Origin of the sequence: Thauera carbonicopians (genome assembly GCF_025699485.1) — a bacterium.
Lineage (GTDB): Bacteria > Pseudomonadota > Gammaproteobacteria > Burkholderiales > Rhodocyclaceae > Thauera.
In genome coordinates this window covers 105,294-122,462 of sequence record NZ_JANUXN010000006.1, presented here as the reverse complement: position 1 = coordinate 122,462, position 17,169 = coordinate 105,294, and the positions used below count along the sequence as shown (strand labels likewise).

Sequence of the window (17,169 nt, the reverse complement as noted above, 5' to 3'; positions counted from 1 at the left end):
AAGAATGGATCAGGTCGGCAACGCTCAGATCGTGTGCGTCGGCCGGCTGGAGCTGAGGTGGCCGGCGAGGATCTGCTCGATGCGGCCGCGCAGCACCTTGCTGGCATCGTCGTCGGAAAACTGCACGCCGACGCCCTGCGTCTTGCCGCCCTGTGCGCCCTGCGGCGTCAGCCAGGCCACCCGCCCTGCCACCGGGTGGCGCGTCGGGTCGTCCATCAGTTGCAGCAGCATGAAGACTTCGTCGCCGAGGTTGTAGCTCTTCGGCGTGGGCACGAACAGGCCGCCGTTGTTCAGGAAAGGCATGTAGGCCGCATACAGCGCGGATTTCGAGTTGATGTTCAGCGACAGCACGCTGGGGCGCGCCGTCTGCGGTTTGGCGTGGCTGCTCATCCTCTTGCTCCGGGGAAGCTGCGCGCATAGCGCAGCAACATGTCTTCGAGAACCAGGCGCAGGCTCAGGGGGTGGCGCGACACCTTGCGGATCTGCGCAATCTCATTGTAGCAGCCGCTCACCGCGGCCACGCTGGCGCGGCTGGCGAGCGCCGACAGCAAGCCTTCCTGGGCCGGAAAGAAGCGGACTCGGCCGCCCAGCCGCAAGGCCGCCAGGTCGCTGACCCAGCGCTGCATCCAGTCGGTGAGTTCGGGCAAGCCGAAGCCGGCCGCCAGTGCTTCCTTCGACTTCAGCCAGGCTTCCCACTGGCCGGCGATACGCAGCGCATCCGCTGCCTGCAGATTGGAGATGTCGCGCACGAAGCGATCGAGCAAGGCATCGGCACCACGCTGGGCCATACGCTCGGCCGCCAGCGGCATGCCGCCGCCGATCGCCAGCAAAGCCTGCATCGAAGGCGCCGCACCTGCCTTCCACTGCGCCAGCGCCGCATCGTCCGGGCGCGAGAACGGCCACTGCTGGCAGCGGCTGCGGATCGTCGGCAACAGGCGGCGCGGCGCCGACGACACCAGCAGGAACACGCAGCCTGCGGGCGGCTCTTCCAGCAATTTCAGCAAGGCGTTGGCGGTGAACACGTTCATCGCCTCGGCCGGGTCGAGCACTACCACCCGCCGCGCGCTATGGTGGCCGGTGACGCTCAGCGCCGACTGCAGCTCGCGGATCTGCTCGATGAGGATCTGCTCGGACTTGGCCTTGCCTTCCTTGGCCGGCGCCGCTTCCCCACCCTCGCCTTCGGCGCCGTCGGCCGCCGCAGCACCGGCTGCCGCAGCATCCGCCGCAGGTACCACGCGATGCAGGTCGGGGTGGTTGCCCGCCAGCCGCCACTGGCAGGGCTCGCAGCGGTCGCAGGCGTGGCCGTCGGCAGCGGGGCTGTCGCACAGCAGCCGCGCCGCCAGCGCCTCGGCCAGTTCGCGCTTGCCGAGGCCGGGCGGGCCGACGAACAGCAGCGCGTGCGGCAGGCGCCCGTCGAGCTCGACGAGGCGCGTCCACGCCGGCTGCATCCAGGGGTGGATCATGTCGGCAGGCTCTCGCGCACGATGCGCTCGATGTCGGCACGGATCAGCTCGGGCGCGCGGTCGGCATCGACCACGCGGATGCGCTGCGGCGCCTGGCGTGCGCGTTCGAGATAGGCCTCGCGCACGCGTTCGAAGAAGTCGCGCTGCTCACGCTCGAAGCGGTCGGGATCGACACCGGTCGACGCGACGCGGGCGGCAGCGGTTTCCGGCGGCAGGTCGAACAGCAGCGTCAGGTCGGGCTGCAGCCGGGGATGGACCCAGGCTTCGAGCGCATCGAACTTGTCGCGCGCCAGCCCGCGGCCGCCGACCTGGTAGGCGAAGCTGGCATCCGAGAAGCGGTCGCACACCACCCAGCGCCCGGCCGCCAGCGCCGGCTCGATGCGGGCGGCGAGATGCTCGCGGCGCGCGGCGAACATCAGCATGGCCTCGGTTTCCAGATGCATCGGCTCGTGCAGCAGCAGCTCGCGCAGACGTTCGCCGAGCGGCGTGCCGCCGGGCTCGCGCGTCTGGTCGACCTCGATGCCGCGCGCGCGCAGCAGTTCGACGGTGGCGGCGATCTGGCTGCTCTTGCCCGCGCCGTCGATGCCTTCGAAGGTGATGAAGCGCCCGCGCGGCGGCTGTTCGCCAGGGTTGAAGGGCTTCTCGTTCAAGGCTTGCTCCCGGGTCTGCCGGCGTTGCGGATGAAGCGGTTCACCGCCTGGTTGTGCTCGGCCAGCGTGCGCGAGAACTGGCTGCTGCCGTCGCCCCGCGAGACGAAATAGAGGAATTCGCTCTGCTGCGGGTTCACTGCCGCCAGCAGCGCGTCGGGGCCCGGCATCGCGATCGGCGTCGGCGGCAGCCCGCCACGCGTATAGGTGTTCCAGGGATGGTCGGTTTCGAGATGCTTGCGCCGCAGCCGGCCGTCGAAATCGGCGCCGAGACCGTAGATCACCGTCGGGTCGGTCTGCAGCGGCATGCCGATGCGCAGACGGTTGGCGAAGACCGAGGCGACCAGGCCGCGATCCTCGGCGCGGCCGGTTTCCTTCTCGACGATGGAAGCGAGGATCAAGGCCTCGTAGGGTGTCTTCAGCGGCAGCGCCGGATCGCGCGCAGCCCAGGCCTGGTCGAGCCGCTGCTGCATCGCATGATAGGCGCGGCGCAGCACGCCTGACGCGTCCGAACGCTTGTCGAACAGATAGGTGTCCGGAAAGAACAGGCCTTCCGGATGCGATTCGGCGGCACCGATGCGGGCGAGGATTTCCGCGTCGCTGAGGCCCGCGGTATCCGGCTCCAGCTCGGGGTGGCTTTCCAGCACCTTGCGCACCTGGCTGAAAGTCCAGCCCTCCACCAGCAGCACGTCCGCCTGCGACACGTCACCGTCCGACAGCTTCAGCACCAGTTGCCAGGGCGTGATGCCGGCATGGACCTCATAGCTGCCCGCCTTGATGGAATTGGCACGGCCGCCGATGCGGGCGAGCCAGCTCAGCCACGCCGGGTCGACGTCCACGCCTGCCTCGGCGATGACCTTGGCGGCCTGGCGCATGCCCAGGCCGCGCTGCACGGTGAAATCCACCACTTCGCTCTTCAGCGCCAGCGGGCGATGGGCGAACCATGTGCCGATGCCCGCCGCGAGGGCGGCCAGCAGCACGAGCAGCAATACGGAACGAAGCAGGAAACGTATCATCGTCGATCGACAAGACCATGGCGGGCGCAGGGGCGACCACCGTTTGGCGGGCGCCTATAATACTGCATCGCGCCGCCGGCCCGCCCGGCGGCGCCCCGGCACCACCGTTTCCCCACCCCAATCCGCTGGACCACACAACCAAGAACATGACCGCCTGGACCGATTTTCTTGCCCAGCAGGGCGCCGAGCTGGCAGACCACCATCTTCATTTCGCCGACCCCGCCGCCGAAGCCCGCGCCGTGGCCGAATCCACCATCGTCGTGCCGCTGCTGCATCTCGGCACGGTGCGCTCGGTCGGCCCGGATTCCGCCGCCTTCATCCACAACCTGGTCTCCAACGAGGTGCAGAAGATGGCGGCCGACAGCGCGGCCTGGAACAGCTTCAACTCGCCCAAGGGCCGCATGATCGCCAGCTTCCTGATCTGGCCGGAGAGTGACGGCCATTCGATGGTGCTGTCGGCCGACGTCCTGCCGGCCTTCCTGAAGAAGTTCTCGATGTACGTGCTGCGCAGCAAGGTGAAGCTGTCCGATGCCAGCGAAACACTGGTGCTGCTCGGGGTCGGCGGCAACGACGCCGGCGCGGTGCTCGCCGGCGCCGGCCTCGCGGTACCGGACGCGGCGATGAAGCAGACCGGCGGCGACGAGACCGGCGGCACCAGCGGCCCACGCTGCATCCGCCTGGACGAGCGCAACTTCATCGTCGCAGTGGCAGCCGATGCCGCACCGGCGCTGTTCGACGCGCTGCAGGCGGCCGGCGCGGTCAAGGCCGGCACCGGCGCCTGGCAGTTGGCAATGATCCGTGCCGGCATCCCGCTCATCAGCCAGCCGACGCAGGAAGAGTTCGTTGCCCAGATGCTGAACTACGATCTGATCGGCGGCGTGAACTTCAAGAAAGGCTGTTACCCCGGCCAGGAGATCGTCGCCCGCACGCAATACCTCGGCAAGCTGAAGAAGCGCATGTATCGCGTCGCCGGTCCGTCCGGCACGCCGCTGCCGGCGGCCGGCACCGACGTCTACGCACCGGCCTTCGGCGAGCAGTCCGCCGGCAAGATCGTCAATGCCGCGCCGACGGCCGACGGCGGCTTCGAGGCGCTCGCGGTGCTGCAGACCAGCAGCGCCGAAGCGGGCGAACTCCACCTCGGCAGCGTCGATGGATCGAGCCTGGCGCTGCACGACCTGCCCTACTCGCTGGGCTGAGCCTTGCTCGAACCACTCCTCTCCATGCCGAAGCGATGAGCACGCCCGACGCTGCGCCGCGCGCCGCCGCCGAGGCGGTGCCCGAGGTCGTGCACCTCTACCTGTATTACCGCTTGCGGCCCGATGCGGACACTTCCGCTGCGGCCGCGCAGGTCCGCGCGATGCAGGCCGGGCTGGCACGGCGCAGCGGCATCGAGGGCCGGCTGATGCGGCGCACCGACGACCCGCTGACCTGGATGGAAATCTACGAAGGCGTCAGCGACCGCGCCGCCTTCATGCAGGCGCTGGACGCCGCCGTACTGGAGCACCGGCTGACCGGGCTGCTGGCGGACGGCGGCACCCGCCACGCCGAGTGCTTCACCGAATCCATTCGCGAGCGCTGAACCCATGTGCCTGATCGTCTTCGCCTGGCAGAGCCACCCCGACTATCCGCTGGTCGTCGCCGCCAACCGCGACGAATACCTCGCCCGCCCGGCCGCTCCCGCGCACTGGTGGCCCGACGCGCCCGACTTGCTCGCCGGCCGCGACCTGGAAGCCGGCGGCAGCTGGATGGGCCTGAGCCGCAGCGGCCGCTTCGCCGCACTGACCAATTACCGCGACCCCAGCCGCCACATCGAAGGGGCGCCGTCGCGCGGCGCGCTGGTCCGCAACGCACTCGAATCGACCGACGATGCCGAGACCACGCTGAAACGCCTCGCCGGCGAGAGCACGGCCTACGCCGCCTTCAACCTGCTGGTCGGCGACGGCCGCAGCCTCGGCGTGCTGGAAAGCGCCACCGGTGCGGTCAGGATGCTGGCACCCGGCATCTACGGCCTGTCGAACCATCTGCTCGACACGCCCTGGCCGAAGCTGCTGAAGGCGCGCGAAGGCCTGACCGCGCTGCTGCCGCGGCTGCCGGACGACGAGGCCGCGCTGGCCCTGCTGCGCGACAGCACGCCGGCCCCCGACCCCCATCTGCCGGAGACCGGCATCAGCCTGGAGTGGGAGCGCTGGCTGTCATCCGCCTTCATCCGCGCACCGGGCTACGGCACGCGCTGTTCGAGCCTGCTGATGGTCGACCGCCAGGGCGGCACCCGCCTGCGCGAATGGAGCTGGGACGCGCACGGCGAGCTGTATGGCGAAGTAATCCATCGTTTCACTGCGCTAGAAGTACTAACAGAATGACTTCTACGCCTTGCGCAGGTGCCGCCAGCAAATGATGCAGCAGGCGATCTCGAGAAGGGCTTCATGAATCATGGCGAGCCGCTCGAAGCGGATGCGCAATCACCGAAAGCTGTACAGCCATCCCAAGTTACGCTCGACGACCCAGCGAACCGGGGGATTTCCCGGATTGGTTTAATTGAGACCCCGCTATTGAGTTTGCGCAAAAAAGCACGCCAAATTGCGAATTCTATAATTTCAGTTTTGGCGCATGCCCGCTTCACCAAAAATCAAGACGCCTTTCTTGCGGCCCAGGTCAAAGTTGGATACGCTTTCAACTACGATGTTTACTGTCTTAGTTGAGAATGTCTCACATCAGCACAGGGGTTGAATACGGCTTGCACTGCCTGCTGTTCCTGATCCGTTCTGATGGCGCCGTAGCGGAAGCCAGTGTTCGGGATCTGGCCGAACTTCAAGGCATTCCGAGCGAGTTCCTGGCCAAGTTGTTCACCAAGCTGGCCAAGGCCGAACTCGTTGTAGCCACGGAGGGGATCAAAGGCGGTTTCAGACTTGCACGGCCCGCCAATCGCATTACCGTGCATGACGTAGTTGTCGCTATCGACGGTGACAAGCCCTTGTTCGAGTGCCGTGAAATTCGTAGCCGTTGCGCGATATTCGACGACAGTGTGCCAGCTTGGGCAACACGAGGTACCTGTTCCGTTCATGCGGTCATGCAGGCAGCGGAAAAGGCGATGCGCGACGAACTTAAACGACACACCCTGGACGATCTGGCTCAGCGCGTTGCCGACAAGGCCCCCGCCGCGTACGAAATGCATGTTGTCGAATGGCTGTCGGATCGCGCGATGAATCGGCGCCGCGAGAGGCCGGAACCAGCGCGAGGACGGGCGCGCAAAAGCGCTTGAATCGGGATAGGGGCAGCCAGGTAATCTCACCGCTCCCCTCCCATACCACCCGGCTGCCCGCTCGCCCTGCTCAGATCCGGTTCTTGTCCATCGGCCCGCAGTTGCGCTTCGCTGCATTCGCCGTGGCCAGCTCATGGGAAAACTCACACCTCCAAGATCGCACCCGTGCCGAGCGCATCGCAGAAAAAGCGGGGCGACCAAGAAAGGCCACCCCGCTTTTTCAGGGCGGCTTAATCAAGCTACGACGATACGGCGAGGGTCAGCCAAGGCGAAGAGCTCCGCGCGATCTCCGCTCGGGGGGTAGATCCATTCAGTATTGATCTTCGTCTTAAGCGCCTTGGCCTCAGCGCCGGCCATCTTCACCTGGCGATCCCAGCCTTCCGTATAGACGGCTCCCCAAGGCCCCAGGTCCAAGCAGGTCACGTACTTCGGCTGGCTATACGGGATCAGGCTTTCACCAAGCAGGTCCGCTGCCGCGTTATGGCCAGCCGAACGGCCGAGGTTCATTGCATGCTGGCAGGACATCATCGCGTAATTTCCTTCATGATCGGTCGCCGCATAAGCGCAATCGCCCGTTGCAAGCACCGTGTCGAGGCCCTTGACCTTCAGGTTGCGATCCACGTACAGCCGGCCAAAGGAATCGCGCTCGGCCGGGATTTGCGCCGTGAGCCCGCTGGCACGGGCCCCTCCGGTCCAGATGACCGTACCCGCTTCGATGCGTTCGCCGTTTTCGAGCGCCACACCCTTCGCATCGACAGAGGCCACGCCGGAACCGAGCTTCCAGACCACGCCCAGGTCGGTCAGTGCCTGTATGATCACCGGCCGCGGGCTAGGTCCCAGGTCCGGCCCCACGTCGGCACTGCGTTCGACCATGATCACCTTCACGTCTGCATCGGCGCCCAAGGTTTCGCGCAGACGGGCCGGCATTTCCGCTGCCGTCTCGATGCCGGTGAAGCCTGCACCCACAACGACCACAGTATTGCGCCCGGCGCTCTTGGGCCGGCTCGCCAGACCGTGGATATGTGCTTCCAGTTTTGCAGCGTCGGCGATCTGGTCAACGTTAAAGGCATGTTCGCCCAAGCCGGGGATGGGGGGGCAATTCAGGCGGCTGCCGGCAGCGATGACCAGGCGATCGTAAGCGATGGTTTGGCACGAAGCGTCTTCGCCCAGCCCAGCGACGCCCACTTCCTGCTTTTGCGTATCGATTTTTTCCACCAGGCCCGGGATGAACCTGATGCCGGCGGTCTTGAAAATGTTCTCCAGCGGAGCCTTCATGCCCGCCGGGTTCTGCTCGTAGAGGCGAGGCCGGACGTGCAGTTCCGGCTTCGGCGCAATGAGTGCAACCTCTACATCGTCGCGCCCGACCTGATCAAGCAGGCGGGAAGCGGACAGCGCGCTCCACATGCCGGAAAAACCGGCTCCAATGACAAGAATGCGTTTCGACATGCGTCATGCTCCTGGATCAAATTTTGGTGTCACCCGACCGGACCGGCACCTGGGATGAAGCGCTCCGGCCAACTAAGCGGCACGAGCAGCCTCATGCCTATAACTACGACTATATTAGTCTTAGTTAAGCGACACAAGGGCCAATTGAGCATTTCTACCGACCCAGATTCGGCTATCCATCTGGCCTTGTTCGCGATCGATCCGTAAGCCGCGGCGCTCTGCCATGCCGGTGTCCTCGGCATGCACGAGACCGCGCGCGGCAGGCGCTGGATCAGGATGGCCTTCGCCGGGAAGCAGCACGACATCGCGCTGATCGAACATCCGCCAGTTGAAACGCCGGCATATCGGTGGCGCCGTGGACCGCCTCGAGATCGTGCGCATCCGCCCCTACACGCACGGCTCCCGCGTGGCCGGGTGCTTCGCGAACGGCAGGGTGGCGCTGATCGGCGGCACTGCGCACGTCACGCCGCCGTGAGCTGGACAGGGATTCAGCTCCGGCCTCCGCGACGTGGTCGGTCTCTGCCGGAAGGTGGCTGCGGCGGCCAGGGGCGGAGACACGTGCATCCCGGGATCGACTGGAGACACGCTTTGCACAGGTAAACCGTTCCCATGGAAGCCATGGGAGGTTTGCCAGTCGTTGGAAACTGCAAGTCGAACAAACCGAAGCGGGTTTACCTGCTCAAGCTTCAGAACGTTCCAACGTCCGGTGAAGCATCACTTGTTCAGCGTGTCCCTATCCCGTACTGCCGGACCGATGCATCGGCATCCGATCGAGCCGCGCCAGCACGCGCTGGGCGATGTTGCCGATGTCGAAGCTGTGCATCCCGTCCAGCGCCGTGCTGCGTGCCAGGATCTGGCCGCGCGACGGCGGGAAGGCGGTATCGGCGGCCGCGAAACTGATGCGGTTGTCGCCCTCTTCCGCCGGAATCGACAGCACGCGGCCGTCGAAGGCCTCGCGCAGCCTCGAGGCGTAGATCGGGTAGCGGGGATCTCCCGCCCAGTGGTTGATGGCCAGCACGCCGCCGGGCGCCAAGGCCCGGCGGCAGTCGGCATAAAAGGCCGGGCTGCCCAGCCCTTCGGGCAGCCCGGCGGCATTGAAGCCATCGATCAGCAGCACGTCGGGTGCGTCGTCGCCGTCACCGCAGTCGCGCACATGCTCGGCGCCGTCGGCGCAGATCACGCGGAAGCGCTCGTCATCCGGCGGGATGCCGAAACGCTCGCGCAGCGCGATCACCTCGGGATTGATTTCCACCGCGGTGAAGCGGACTTCCGGCATCGCATGCAGGCAGTACTTGGCCAGCGAACCGCCGCCGAGGCCGATCATCAGGATGTGGCGCGGCTGCGGCCTGAACAGCAGGAAGCCCATCATCGCCCGCGTGTAGTCCAGCGCCAGCAGATGCGGCCAGGTGATCGACATCATGCTCTGCACCGTCAGGCCGTCGAACTGCAGCGAGCGCAGGTCGCCGAAGTCGGACACGCAGGGGCTGTCGTGCTGCTGACCGCTCATCCCGTGCTGTCCCGCCGCTCTGCGAGCATCCGCCGCATCGCCCGGTGCGGGATGCCGGCTTCGACGAAGACTTCGCCGTATTCCTCGAAATCATGCCGGCGATAGAAATCCAGCGCCTGTAGCTGGGCATTGAGCAGCACCTGCGCCATGCCGCGCGCGCCGGCTTCTATCACCAGCGCTTCGAGCACCGCCCCGCCGACGCCGCGTCCGCGCCAGGCGGCATCCACCGCCATGCGGCCGATGTGGCCGTCCGGCAGCAAGCGGCCGGTGGCGATCACGCTGCCGCCAGCATCGGTGGCGACGGCATGGCGGCTCTGCGGGTCGAACTCGTCGAGCTCGATGTCGGCCGGTACGCCCTGCTCGACGACGAACACCCGCATGCGCAGCGGCATCACCCGCGCCTGCGCGGCCGGCCAATCGACGATGTCGATACGGACTTCGCCGGCCCTGCCCTTGTCGTCCACGTGCTTCATTCGCAGATCTCCACCGGCGTTCCGGCCTGCACCAAATCGAACAATTCGATGACGTCGCGGTTGCGCATGCGCACGCAGCCATGCGACAGCGGCACGCCCATCGGCTGGTCGTCGCCGGTGCCGTGGATGTAGATGTAGCGCCGCATCGAATCGACGCTGCCGAGACGGTTGCGCCCCGGCTCCTCGCCGCACAGCCACAGGATGCGGCTCAGCACCCAGTCGCGTCCCGGGTGCGCGGCGGCGAATTCAAGTGTCCAGCATTCGCCGGTCGGCCGGCGGCCGCGGAACACCGCGCCACAGGGCGCGCCGGCGCCGATGCGGGCGCGGATGCGGTGGCGGCCGCGCGGCGTGCGCAGGCTGCCGTTCTCCTCGCCGGCTCCGTTGCGCGCGGTCGATACCGGATAGCGGCGAAGGCAGGCGCCGTCGCCGCCGAACAGTTCCAGGCATTGGCGGCCGATGTCGACGCGGATCTGCATTCAGGCCACCATGGTCTTGTTGCGGCGGGCGGCGAAGAAGTCCGACAGCATGCGCCCGCAATCCTCGCCGAGCACGCCGCCTTCGATCGTGGCATGGTGATTGAGGCGCGTCTCGGCGAACAGGTCGAGCACGCTGCCGGCAACGCCGGTCTTGGGGTCGCGCGCGCCGAACACCACGCGCGCGATGCGGGCGTGCATGATCGCGCCCGAGCACATCGCGCAGGGCTCCAGGGTCACGAACAGCTCGCAGCCCGGCAGGCGGTAGTTGCCCAGCCGCGCGGCGGCGTCGCGCAAGGCCATGATCTCGGCGTGGGCGGTGGGGTCGTGACGGCCGATCGGCTGGTTGAAGCCGCGGCCGACGATCTCGCCGTCCAGCACCACGATCGCGCCGACCGGCACTTCATCGCAGGCGCCGGCCCGGCGGGCTTCTTCCATCGCCGCGCGCATGTAGTCTTCGTCGTTCATCTGCGTGTCCATTTTCCGATGCCACGGATTCTAGCGGACGGGCCCGGGCACGACGTGCCTGCCCATTGATTGATTACAAGAATGGAACAGTTAAGCATCTGCCAAGCTGTTTATCCCGCAGCGCGCTCCGCTTAAGCTGATCGGTGCCATCGAGGCAGTCCTCCTGCCATTCGCACTGCACAGGAACACCATATGTCCAGATCGTCCACACCCAGGCTTCCCAGCCTCTTCGTCTCGCACGGCTCGCCAATGTTCGCCATCGAACCCGGCATTGCCGGAAGCGAACTGCGTTCGCTGGCCGAGAAGCTGCCACGCCCCGAAGCCATCGTCATTGCCTCGCCCCATTGGATGGATGCGCGGCTCTCGGTGACTTCGGCCGAGCACCCGGAGACCATCCACGACTTCGGCGGCTTTCCGAAGCCCTTGTACGAACTGCGCTATCCCGCGCCGGGCTCGCCCACCTGGGCGCAACGCGTGCTGGAGGCACTCGGCGGCGCCGGCATCGCCGCCCAGGCCGATCCGCAGCGCGGATTGGACCACGGCGCCTGGGTTCCGCTGATGCACATGTACCCGGATGCCGACATACCGGTCGTCCAGCTTTCGCTGCACCCCCGATTCGGGCCCGCACACCATCTGCAACTCGGCCGCGCGCTGGCACCGCTGCGCGAGCAGGGGGTGCTGATCATCGGTTCAGGGAGCCTGACGCACAATCTCTACGAATTGCGCCGCGAACCCGGCCCTGTGCACGACTACGTGCGGGCCTTCGCTGGCTGGATCGCCGCCACGCTGGCAGCCGGCGATACCGGCGCGTTGCTGGACTATCGCAGCCGCGCCCCGCACGCCGAACATGCCCATCCCACGGACGAGCACCTGCTGCCACTGCTGTTCGCGCTGGGCGCGGCAGGCGAAGCCTGGCAGGCCCGGCGCATCGCCGCTGACGACGTGCGCTACGGGACACTGGCAATGGACGCTTACGTGTTCGACGATCCAGCCTGATCGACACCGCGTTAGAAGGGGAACAGCAGCGGCAGCAGGCCGATGACGACCAGCATCACCAGCACCGTGAACGGCACGCCGACGCGCAGGAAGTCGCCGAAGCGGTAATTGCCCGGCCCCAGCACGAGCGTATTCACCGGCGAGGATACCGGGGTCATGAAGGCCGCCGAAGCCGCCAGCGCGACCGTCATCGCGAACGGATAAGGCGACACGCCGAGCTGGGCGGCCAGGCCGATGCCGATCGGCGCCATCAGCACTGCCGTTGCCGTGTTCGACACGAACAGCCCGACCACCGCGGTCAGGCCGAACAGCGCCGCCATCACCATCCGCGGCGAGCCCTCGCCGGTCAGCGACAGCATGCCGCCGACCAGCAGGTCGATGCCGCCGGTCTTCTGCAGCGCGGTGGCGAAGGGCAGCATGCCGACGATCAGGATCAGGCTCTGCCAGTGGATGCTGCGGTAGGCGCTGTCCATGTCGATGCAGCGCAGCGCGCCCATCAGCACGCAGCCGATCAGCGCGGCGATGACGTTGGGTACCATGCCGCTGATCATCAGGGCCACCGTGATCGCCAGGCAGAGCAGCGCATGGGGCGCCTTGCGCGCCGCGGGTGCGGCCTCGTCGATCTCCGCCGGCAGCGTCAACACGAGGAAGTCGTGCGCCTGGGTATGCAGCAGACGGATCGATTTCCAGGTACCGGCGATCAGCAGGGTGTCGCCCATCTTCAGTTTTTCGTCGAGCAGATTGTCGGCCAGCGATTGGCCGTTGCGCCGCAGGCCCATGACGTTCACGCCGCGCTGGGTGCGCATGCGCAATTCGAGAATGGACTTGCCGGTCAGGCTCGAACCGGGCGGAATCAGCACTTCGGCGAGCCCCAGTTCGCGCGACAGCTCGGTGAAGTAGTCATCGCGGAAGGCACGCTGCAGCAGTTTCATGTTGTCGATGAAGCGTGCGGTCCCTTCCTCGCCACGGCCGCAATCGACCAGGATGATGTCGCCCGGTAGGATCTCGCGATTGGCAGCGGTGGTCAGCATCACGCGGCCGAACTGGCGGCTGCGCTCGATGGCGATGATGTTGGCGCCGTAGCGCGAGCGCAGTTGCAATTCCCCGAGCGTGCGGCCGATCATCGGCGAACCGTTCGTCACCATCATGCGGCGGGCGCGGTCGATCAACCGATAGTCCTCCGCCAGTTCGCGCAAGCGACGGCGGCGGCTCCGCACCTGGGCCTGCGGCGATGCCGGGCCGGCCAGCCAGTTGCGGACCAGGAGCATGTAGACCACGCCCAAACCGAGCACCGCGAGGCCCATCGGCGTGAAGTCGAAGAAGCCGAAGCCCGCCTCGCCGATGCGGTTCAGTTCCGCATTCACCACCAGGTTGGGTGGCGTGCCGACCAGCGTCAGCATGCCGCTCATCAGCGCGGCGAAGGCCAGCGGCATCATCAGCCGCCGCGGCTCGGCGCCGATGCGCGCAGCGATGCTCAGCGTGACCGGGATGAAGATCGCCACCACCCCGGTCGAACTCATCACCGAGCCGAGCAGCGCCACCGCCAGCATCAGCAACACCAGCAGGCGGGTCTCGTTGCTGCCGGCGCGCTCGACCAGCCAGTCGCCGACGCGGAAGGCCACGCCGGTGCGGACCAGGCCCTCGCCGATGACGAAGAAGGCCGCGATGAGGATCACGCTCGGCTCGCTGAAGCCGGCCAGCGCCTCGCCCACGCTCAGGGTTCCACTCAACACCAGGGCGAGCATGGCGCAGACCGCCACCACGTCCATGCGCGGCCGGTTGACGACGAAGCAGCCGACACACAGGGCGAGCAGCCCGAACACCCACAGCATTTCAGGATTCATGGTCATCGATCGAATGGCAGAAACGGCGGACGGTACGGCGTGGCAGCCCTCTTCCGCGGGCGTGAAGCATAAGCGAGAACCACGACGGGCCGCGCACCAACCCACCATGCAGGCTAGAATCGGACCCGACACAGGTTCATGCCCGCCGCAAAGCCTCCAGGAACATCGGGCGAGACCTCGGACCCGCTATCACACATCAAACAGAAACAGGTATTCACGCGATGGAAGCGTTCGAACGACAGATCAGGGCCTTTGCCGCCGACATGGACCACGAATTGAAGGCTGGCAACCTCAGCTTTCCCACGGTGTTCGACCTTTCCCTGCGCATCAAGAAGATCGCCGACGATCCGAACTCCTCGCTCGACAGCATCGCCGAGCTGGTGCGTGCCGAACCCCTGCTCAGCGCGAAAGTCCTGCGCATGGCCAACTCCCTGCTGCTGAACCCCTATCAGAAGGAAATCACCAGCGTCGCCAGCGCAATCGCGCGCATCGGCCTGTCTACGCTGCGCTGCCTTGCCTACGCGGTCGCCGCCGACCAGTTGGCGCGCGACCATCGCTCGCCGCGGATGCGCCTGATCGCGTCGGGCCTGTGGGTGCATTCGATCGACGTCGCCTCGTGGGCCTACGCCTTCTCGCGCCACCAGTCGCAGGGCAACGCCGACACCGCGCTGCTGGCCGGGCTGATGGTCAATATCGGCCAGTTCTACCTGCTCGCCAAGGCGTCGGACTACCCCGCGCTCGAAAACGACACCGCACGCTTCGCCGAATTCGTCATGCTGTGGGACGAGCCGATCAAGCGCGCAGTGCTCGAAACCTTCGAGCTCCCCGATGACATCGTCCAGGCGGTCGACCTGAATGCCGAGGGTGCGATCGAGTGGCCGCCACGCACGCTGGACGACGTCGTTTTCCTCTCCACGCTGGCGGCGAAGACACCCGATCCCTTCGCCGACCTGCTCGGCATCCGGCACCGGCCGGAACTGCTCGACGCCAGCCTGGGCGACGACGGCCGGCGTGAACTCGATTCGATGATGGAAGCGGCAAACGCGACGCGCAAGGAAATGCTCGCCGCGGTCAGCGGCTGACGCCAGACCGGCACCACCGGGCCCGGCTGGCGCCGCCCTCCGCGCCGGTGGACGCCCTCACCCGGCCCGCAGTGCAGCGGCGACTGCGCCGGCCGCGGCCCGGACCGCGTCGTTCGCATGCGGAAAGAGTTTTCCCAGCGTGATGAAGCCATGGACCATGCCGTCCACCTGCAGGTAGTCCACCTCGCAGCCTTCCTCGCGCAGGCGATGGGCGAAAGCGGCGCAGTCATCGACCAGCGGATCGAACTCCGCCGAGATCAGCATCGCCGGCGGCAGGCCGGCGAGTGAGGCGGCGCGCATCGGCGACGCACGCCAATCCTCGGTATTCCCATCAGGCAGATAGCGCTCGAAGAACCACTGCAGGGTGCCGAAATCGAGAAAGTAGCCTTCGCCGTAGCGCTGCCGCGAAGGCCGCTCGCTGAGGATTTCGGTGGACGGGTAGATCAGCAGCAGGAAGCGCGGTCCGATCCCGGCGCCGCGCAATGACAGCGCGGTGACGATCGAGAGGTTGCCGCCCGCGCTGTCGCCCCCCAGGGCGATGCGCCCGGCATCGATGCCCAGCAGATCGGCCTGCTGCACCGCCCAGTCGAAAGCCAGCGCGGCATCGTCGAGCGCGGCCGGAAAGGGATGCTCGGGCGCCAGCCGGTATTCCACCGACAGCACCGCGCAGCCCGACGCATTCGCAAGCTGGCGGCACAGCACGTCATAACTCGCGACGTCGCCGACACACCAGCCGCCGCCGTGGAAATAGATCAGCAGCGGCAGCACGTCCTGCGGCGCACTGGACAGCGGACGATACAGCCGCGACAGCAAGGCGCTGCCGTCGGCGCGCGCCATCGGCACTTCGGTGGTCGACGCCACCGCCGGCGCTTCCGGCCGGAAAGCGAACTGCAGCTTCTGGAAGGAATGCCTGGCCTGGGCCGGCGACAGCTCGTGGAATTTCGGCGCACCGACACGATAGGCCATGTCGAGCAGGGAACGGGCCTCGGGGCTCAGGGGCATGATGTTCTACATGGCGCCGTACATGCGCCGTCAGCGGATTCGGGGCCGCAATTCTAGCCGCTCGCGCCGTTCAGCGGCGCATGCGCGCATTACCGCACGCCACGCATTGCCTGGACGAGGCGTAAAATGAATCGTTATTCAATGGAGATCGCCGCATGACGAAAGACCACAACAACGCAGCCCTCCCTGCCCGCGACTCCGGTTCGGACGGCGGCCAGTCTCTGCCCGCAGCCGAACCCAGGATGAAATCGAAGCCGCAGTCGAAATCCGCTCCGCAGCCCAGGGCGGCATCCAGTTCCCGGGCGAAACGCAGCACCCGCAGTGGAGACATCGCCCCGGATCTGAGTCCGGAAGGCATCGAGAACTTCGAAGTCGACCAGGCCACGGCCGGCGCGCAGGACTCCAAGCTGGTCGCGCTCACCGACATCCTACAGCGTGAAACCGGCGCCGCTCCCGCCAAGGCCGCGGAGGCACTCGAAGCGATCCTCGCCGGCGCCTCGCCCGACGATGTCCATATGCTGCGCCGCGCGCTGATGAAGGCCGACGCGAAGCTCGGCAATGACGATCTGCACCCCGACGACGAACTTGCCGAGGACTGGCGCAGCGGCGGCTATCCCTACCGCAACCTGATGTCGCGCAAGGCCTACGAGAAGCAGAAGTACCGCCTGCAGGTGGAGTTGCTGAAGCTGCAGGCCTGGGTCAAGGAAACCGGCCAGCGCGTCGTGATCTTGTTCGAGGGCCGCGACGCCGCCGGCAAGGGCGGCACCATCAAGCGCTTCATGGAACACCTGAATCCTCGCGGTGCGCGTGTCGTCGCACTGGAAAAACCGAGCGAATCCGAACAGGGCCAGTGGTACTTCCAGCGCTACATCCAGCACCTGCCCACGGCGGGCGAAATCGTGCTGTTCGACCGCTCGTGGTACAACCGCGCAGGCGTCGAGCGCGTGATGGGCTTCTGTTCGGCCGACGAGTACAACGAATTCATGCGCCAGGTGCCGGAGTTCGAGCGCAATCTCGTGCGCAGCGGCATCCACCTGATCAAGTTCTGGTTCTCGGTCAGCCGCGAGGAGCAGCGCCGCCGCTTCAGGGAGCGTGAAAACCATCCGCTGAAGCAGTGGAAACTGTCGCCGATCGACCTCGCCTCGCTCGACAAGTGGGACGACTACACCAAGGCCAAGGAAGCGATGTTCTTCTACACCGACACCGCCGATGCGCCGTGGACGGTGGTGAAATCCGACTGCAAGAAGCGCGCGCGCCTCAACGCACTGCGCTACGTGCTGCACAAGATGCCTTACGCCAACAAGGACATCAGCCTCATCAAGCCGCTCGACCCGCTGCTGGTCGGCCGCGCCAACGTGGTGTACGAGCGCGGCGAGAAGGAAGGCGTGCCGCTGCTCTGAATCGTCCGCGCAGGCGGGCGGCGAAGTGGATTCGCGGCAATCGCCGGCCGGATTTGCGTCTCCGCCGGGTTCCGCCCCTGCCGAACCCGGTGG

General features: G+C 66.7%; 20 protein-coding genes. 9 read left to right on the top strand and 11 right to left on the bottom strand.

Translation table 11 applies throughout. The features are described from left to right. Positions 1–24: 24 nt before the first annotated feature. The 4 genes from NX068_RS10595 to mltG are packed head-to-tail and all read right to left on the bottom strand — an operon-like array spanning position 25 to position 3,126. A complete protein-coding gene (locus NX068_RS10595; RefSeq protein WP_263461239.1) occupies positions 25–390 on the bottom strand; it encodes a PilZ domain-containing protein in 366 nt (121 codons plus the stop codon). Next, entirely contained in the window at positions 387–1,463 is a 1,077-nt protein-coding gene (holB, locus tag NX068_RS10590; protein ID WP_263461238.1) for a DNA polymerase III subunit delta', read from the bottom strand. Before holB ends, NX068_RS10595 begins: the two co-directional genes overlap by 4 nt. Next, positions 1,460–2,113 (bottom strand): dTMP kinase, encoded by a 654-nt coding sequence (tmk, locus tag NX068_RS10585; protein WP_263461237.1) that lies wholly within the window; start codon positions 2,111–2,113, stop codon positions 1,460–1,462. The genes holB and tmk overlap by 4 nt, the downstream gene beginning before the upstream one ends. Beyond that, the gene (gene mltG / locus NX068_RS10580) at positions 2,110–3,126 is read right to left on the bottom strand and encodes an endolytic transglycosylase MltG (RefSeq protein ID WP_263461236.1); all 1,017 of its coding nucleotides are present in this window, start codon (positions 3,124–3,126) and stop codon (positions 2,110–2,112) included. Before mltG ends, tmk begins: the two co-directional genes overlap by 4 nt. A gap of 146 nt (positions 3,127–3,272) precedes the next feature. Between mltG and ygfZ the strand changes: the two genes are divergently transcribed. The 5 genes from ygfZ (at position 3,273) to NX068_RS10555 (ending at position 6,385) form a co-directional block, all read left to right on the top strand. Continuing rightward, complete coding sequence (ygfZ, locus tag NX068_RS10575; RefSeq protein ID WP_263461235.1) at positions 3,273–4,322, top strand: CAF17-like 4Fe-4S cluster assembly/insertion protein YgfZ; 1,050 nt, start codon at positions 3,273–3,275, stop codon at positions 4,320–4,322. Between the two features lie 35 nt (positions 4,323–4,357). Further along, complete coding sequence (locus NX068_RS10570) at positions 4,358–4,705, top strand: DUF4936 family protein (RefSeq protein ID WP_263461234.1); 348 nt, start codon at positions 4,358–4,360, stop codon at positions 4,703–4,705. A gap of 4 nt (positions 4,706–4,709) precedes the next feature. Then, a complete protein-coding gene (locus tag NX068_RS10565; protein WP_263461233.1) occupies positions 4,710–5,486 on the top strand; it encodes an NRDE family protein in 777 nt (258 codons plus the stop codon). Between the two features lie 63 nt (positions 5,487–5,549). Continuing rightward, on the top strand, positions 5,550–5,825 hold the full coding sequence (locus NX068_RS21260; protein ID WP_442806725.1) for a hypothetical protein: 276 nt from the start codon (positions 5,550–5,552) through the stop codon (positions 5,823–5,825). 2 nt (positions 5,826–5,827) lie between these two features. Beyond that, a complete protein-coding gene (locus NX068_RS10555) occupies positions 5,828–6,385 on the top strand; it encodes an RrF2 family transcriptional regulator (protein ID WP_263461232.1) in 558 nt (185 codons plus the stop codon). Between the two features lie 234 nt (positions 6,386–6,619). On the opposite strand, the gene NX068_RS10550 is transcribed toward NX068_RS10555, so the two are convergent. Next, complete coding sequence (locus NX068_RS10550; RefSeq protein ID WP_263461231.1) at positions 6,620–7,831, bottom strand: NAD(P)/FAD-dependent oxidoreductase; 1,212 nt, start codon at positions 7,829–7,831, stop codon at positions 6,620–6,622. A 328-nt stretch (positions 7,832–8,159) separates the two neighbouring features. Here NX068_RS10550 and NX068_RS10545 point away from each other — a divergent pair, with 328 nt between their 5' ends. Then, positions 8,160–8,306: a hypothetical protein gene (locus NX068_RS10545; protein ID WP_263461230.1), complete on the top strand. Its 147-nt coding sequence runs from the start codon at positions 8,160–8,162 to the stop codon at positions 8,304–8,306. Between the two features lie 258 nt (positions 8,307–8,564). Here the strand turns inward: NX068_RS10545 and NX068_RS10540 are convergent, their stop codons facing one another. From NX068_RS10540 to tadA, 4 genes are read right to left on the bottom strand one after another with little or no spacing between them, the layout of a single operon-like run. Further along, positions 8,565–9,338, bottom strand: a complete 774-nt coding sequence (locus tag NX068_RS10540; protein WP_263461229.1) for a spermine/spermidine synthase domain-containing protein — start codon at positions 9,336–9,338, stop codon at positions 8,565–8,567. Continuing rightward, a complete protein-coding gene (locus NX068_RS10535; RefSeq protein ID WP_263461228.1) occupies positions 9,335–9,811 on the bottom strand; it encodes a GNAT family N-acetyltransferase in 477 nt (158 codons plus the stop codon). The genes NX068_RS10540 and NX068_RS10535 overlap by 4 nt, the downstream gene beginning before the upstream one ends. After that, entirely contained in the window at positions 9,808–10,287 is a 480-nt protein-coding gene (locus tag NX068_RS10530) for a L,D-transpeptidase (RefSeq protein WP_263461227.1), read from the bottom strand. Before NX068_RS10530 ends, NX068_RS10535 begins: the two co-directional genes overlap by 4 nt. Continuing rightward, entirely contained in the window at positions 10,288–10,752 is a 465-nt protein-coding gene (gene tadA, locus NX068_RS10525) for a tRNA adenosine(34) deaminase TadA (protein ID WP_263461226.1), read from the bottom strand. It abuts the gene before it with no gap. 192 nt (positions 10,753–10,944) lie between these two features. Here tadA and NX068_RS10520 point away from each other — a divergent pair, with 192 nt between their 5' ends. Next, positions 10,945–11,748: a DODA-type extradiol aromatic ring-opening family dioxygenase gene (locus tag NX068_RS10520; protein ID WP_263461225.1), complete on the top strand. Its 804-nt coding sequence runs from the start codon at positions 10,945–10,947 to the stop codon at positions 11,746–11,748. A gap of 11 nt (positions 11,749–11,759) precedes the next feature. Here the strand turns inward: NX068_RS10520 and NX068_RS10515 are convergent, their stop codons facing one another. Further along, positions 11,760–13,592: an SLC13 family permease gene (locus NX068_RS10515; protein WP_263461224.1), complete on the bottom strand. Its 1,833-nt coding sequence runs from the start codon at positions 13,590–13,592 to the stop codon at positions 11,760–11,762. Positions 13,593–13,813: 221 nt separating this feature from the next. Between NX068_RS10515 and NX068_RS10510 the strand changes: the two genes are divergently transcribed. After that, complete coding sequence (locus NX068_RS10510; RefSeq protein WP_263461223.1) at positions 13,814–14,674, top strand: HDOD domain-containing protein; 861 nt, start codon at positions 13,814–13,816, stop codon at positions 14,672–14,674. Between the two features lie 57 nt (positions 14,675–14,731). Here the strand turns inward: NX068_RS10510 and NX068_RS10505 are convergent, their stop codons facing one another. Continuing rightward, complete coding sequence (locus tag NX068_RS10505; protein ID WP_263461222.1) at positions 14,732–15,676, bottom strand: alpha/beta hydrolase; 945 nt, start codon at positions 15,674–15,676, stop codon at positions 14,732–14,734. Between the two features lie 155 nt (positions 15,677–15,831). Between NX068_RS10505 and ppk2 the strand changes: the two genes are divergently transcribed. Next, the gene (gene ppk2 / locus NX068_RS10500) at positions 15,832–17,076 is read left to right on the top strand and encodes a polyphosphate kinase 2 (RefSeq protein WP_442806724.1); all 1,245 of its coding nucleotides are present in this window, start codon (positions 15,832–15,834) and stop codon (positions 17,074–17,076) included. Positions 17,077–17,169: the final 93 nt, after the last annotated feature.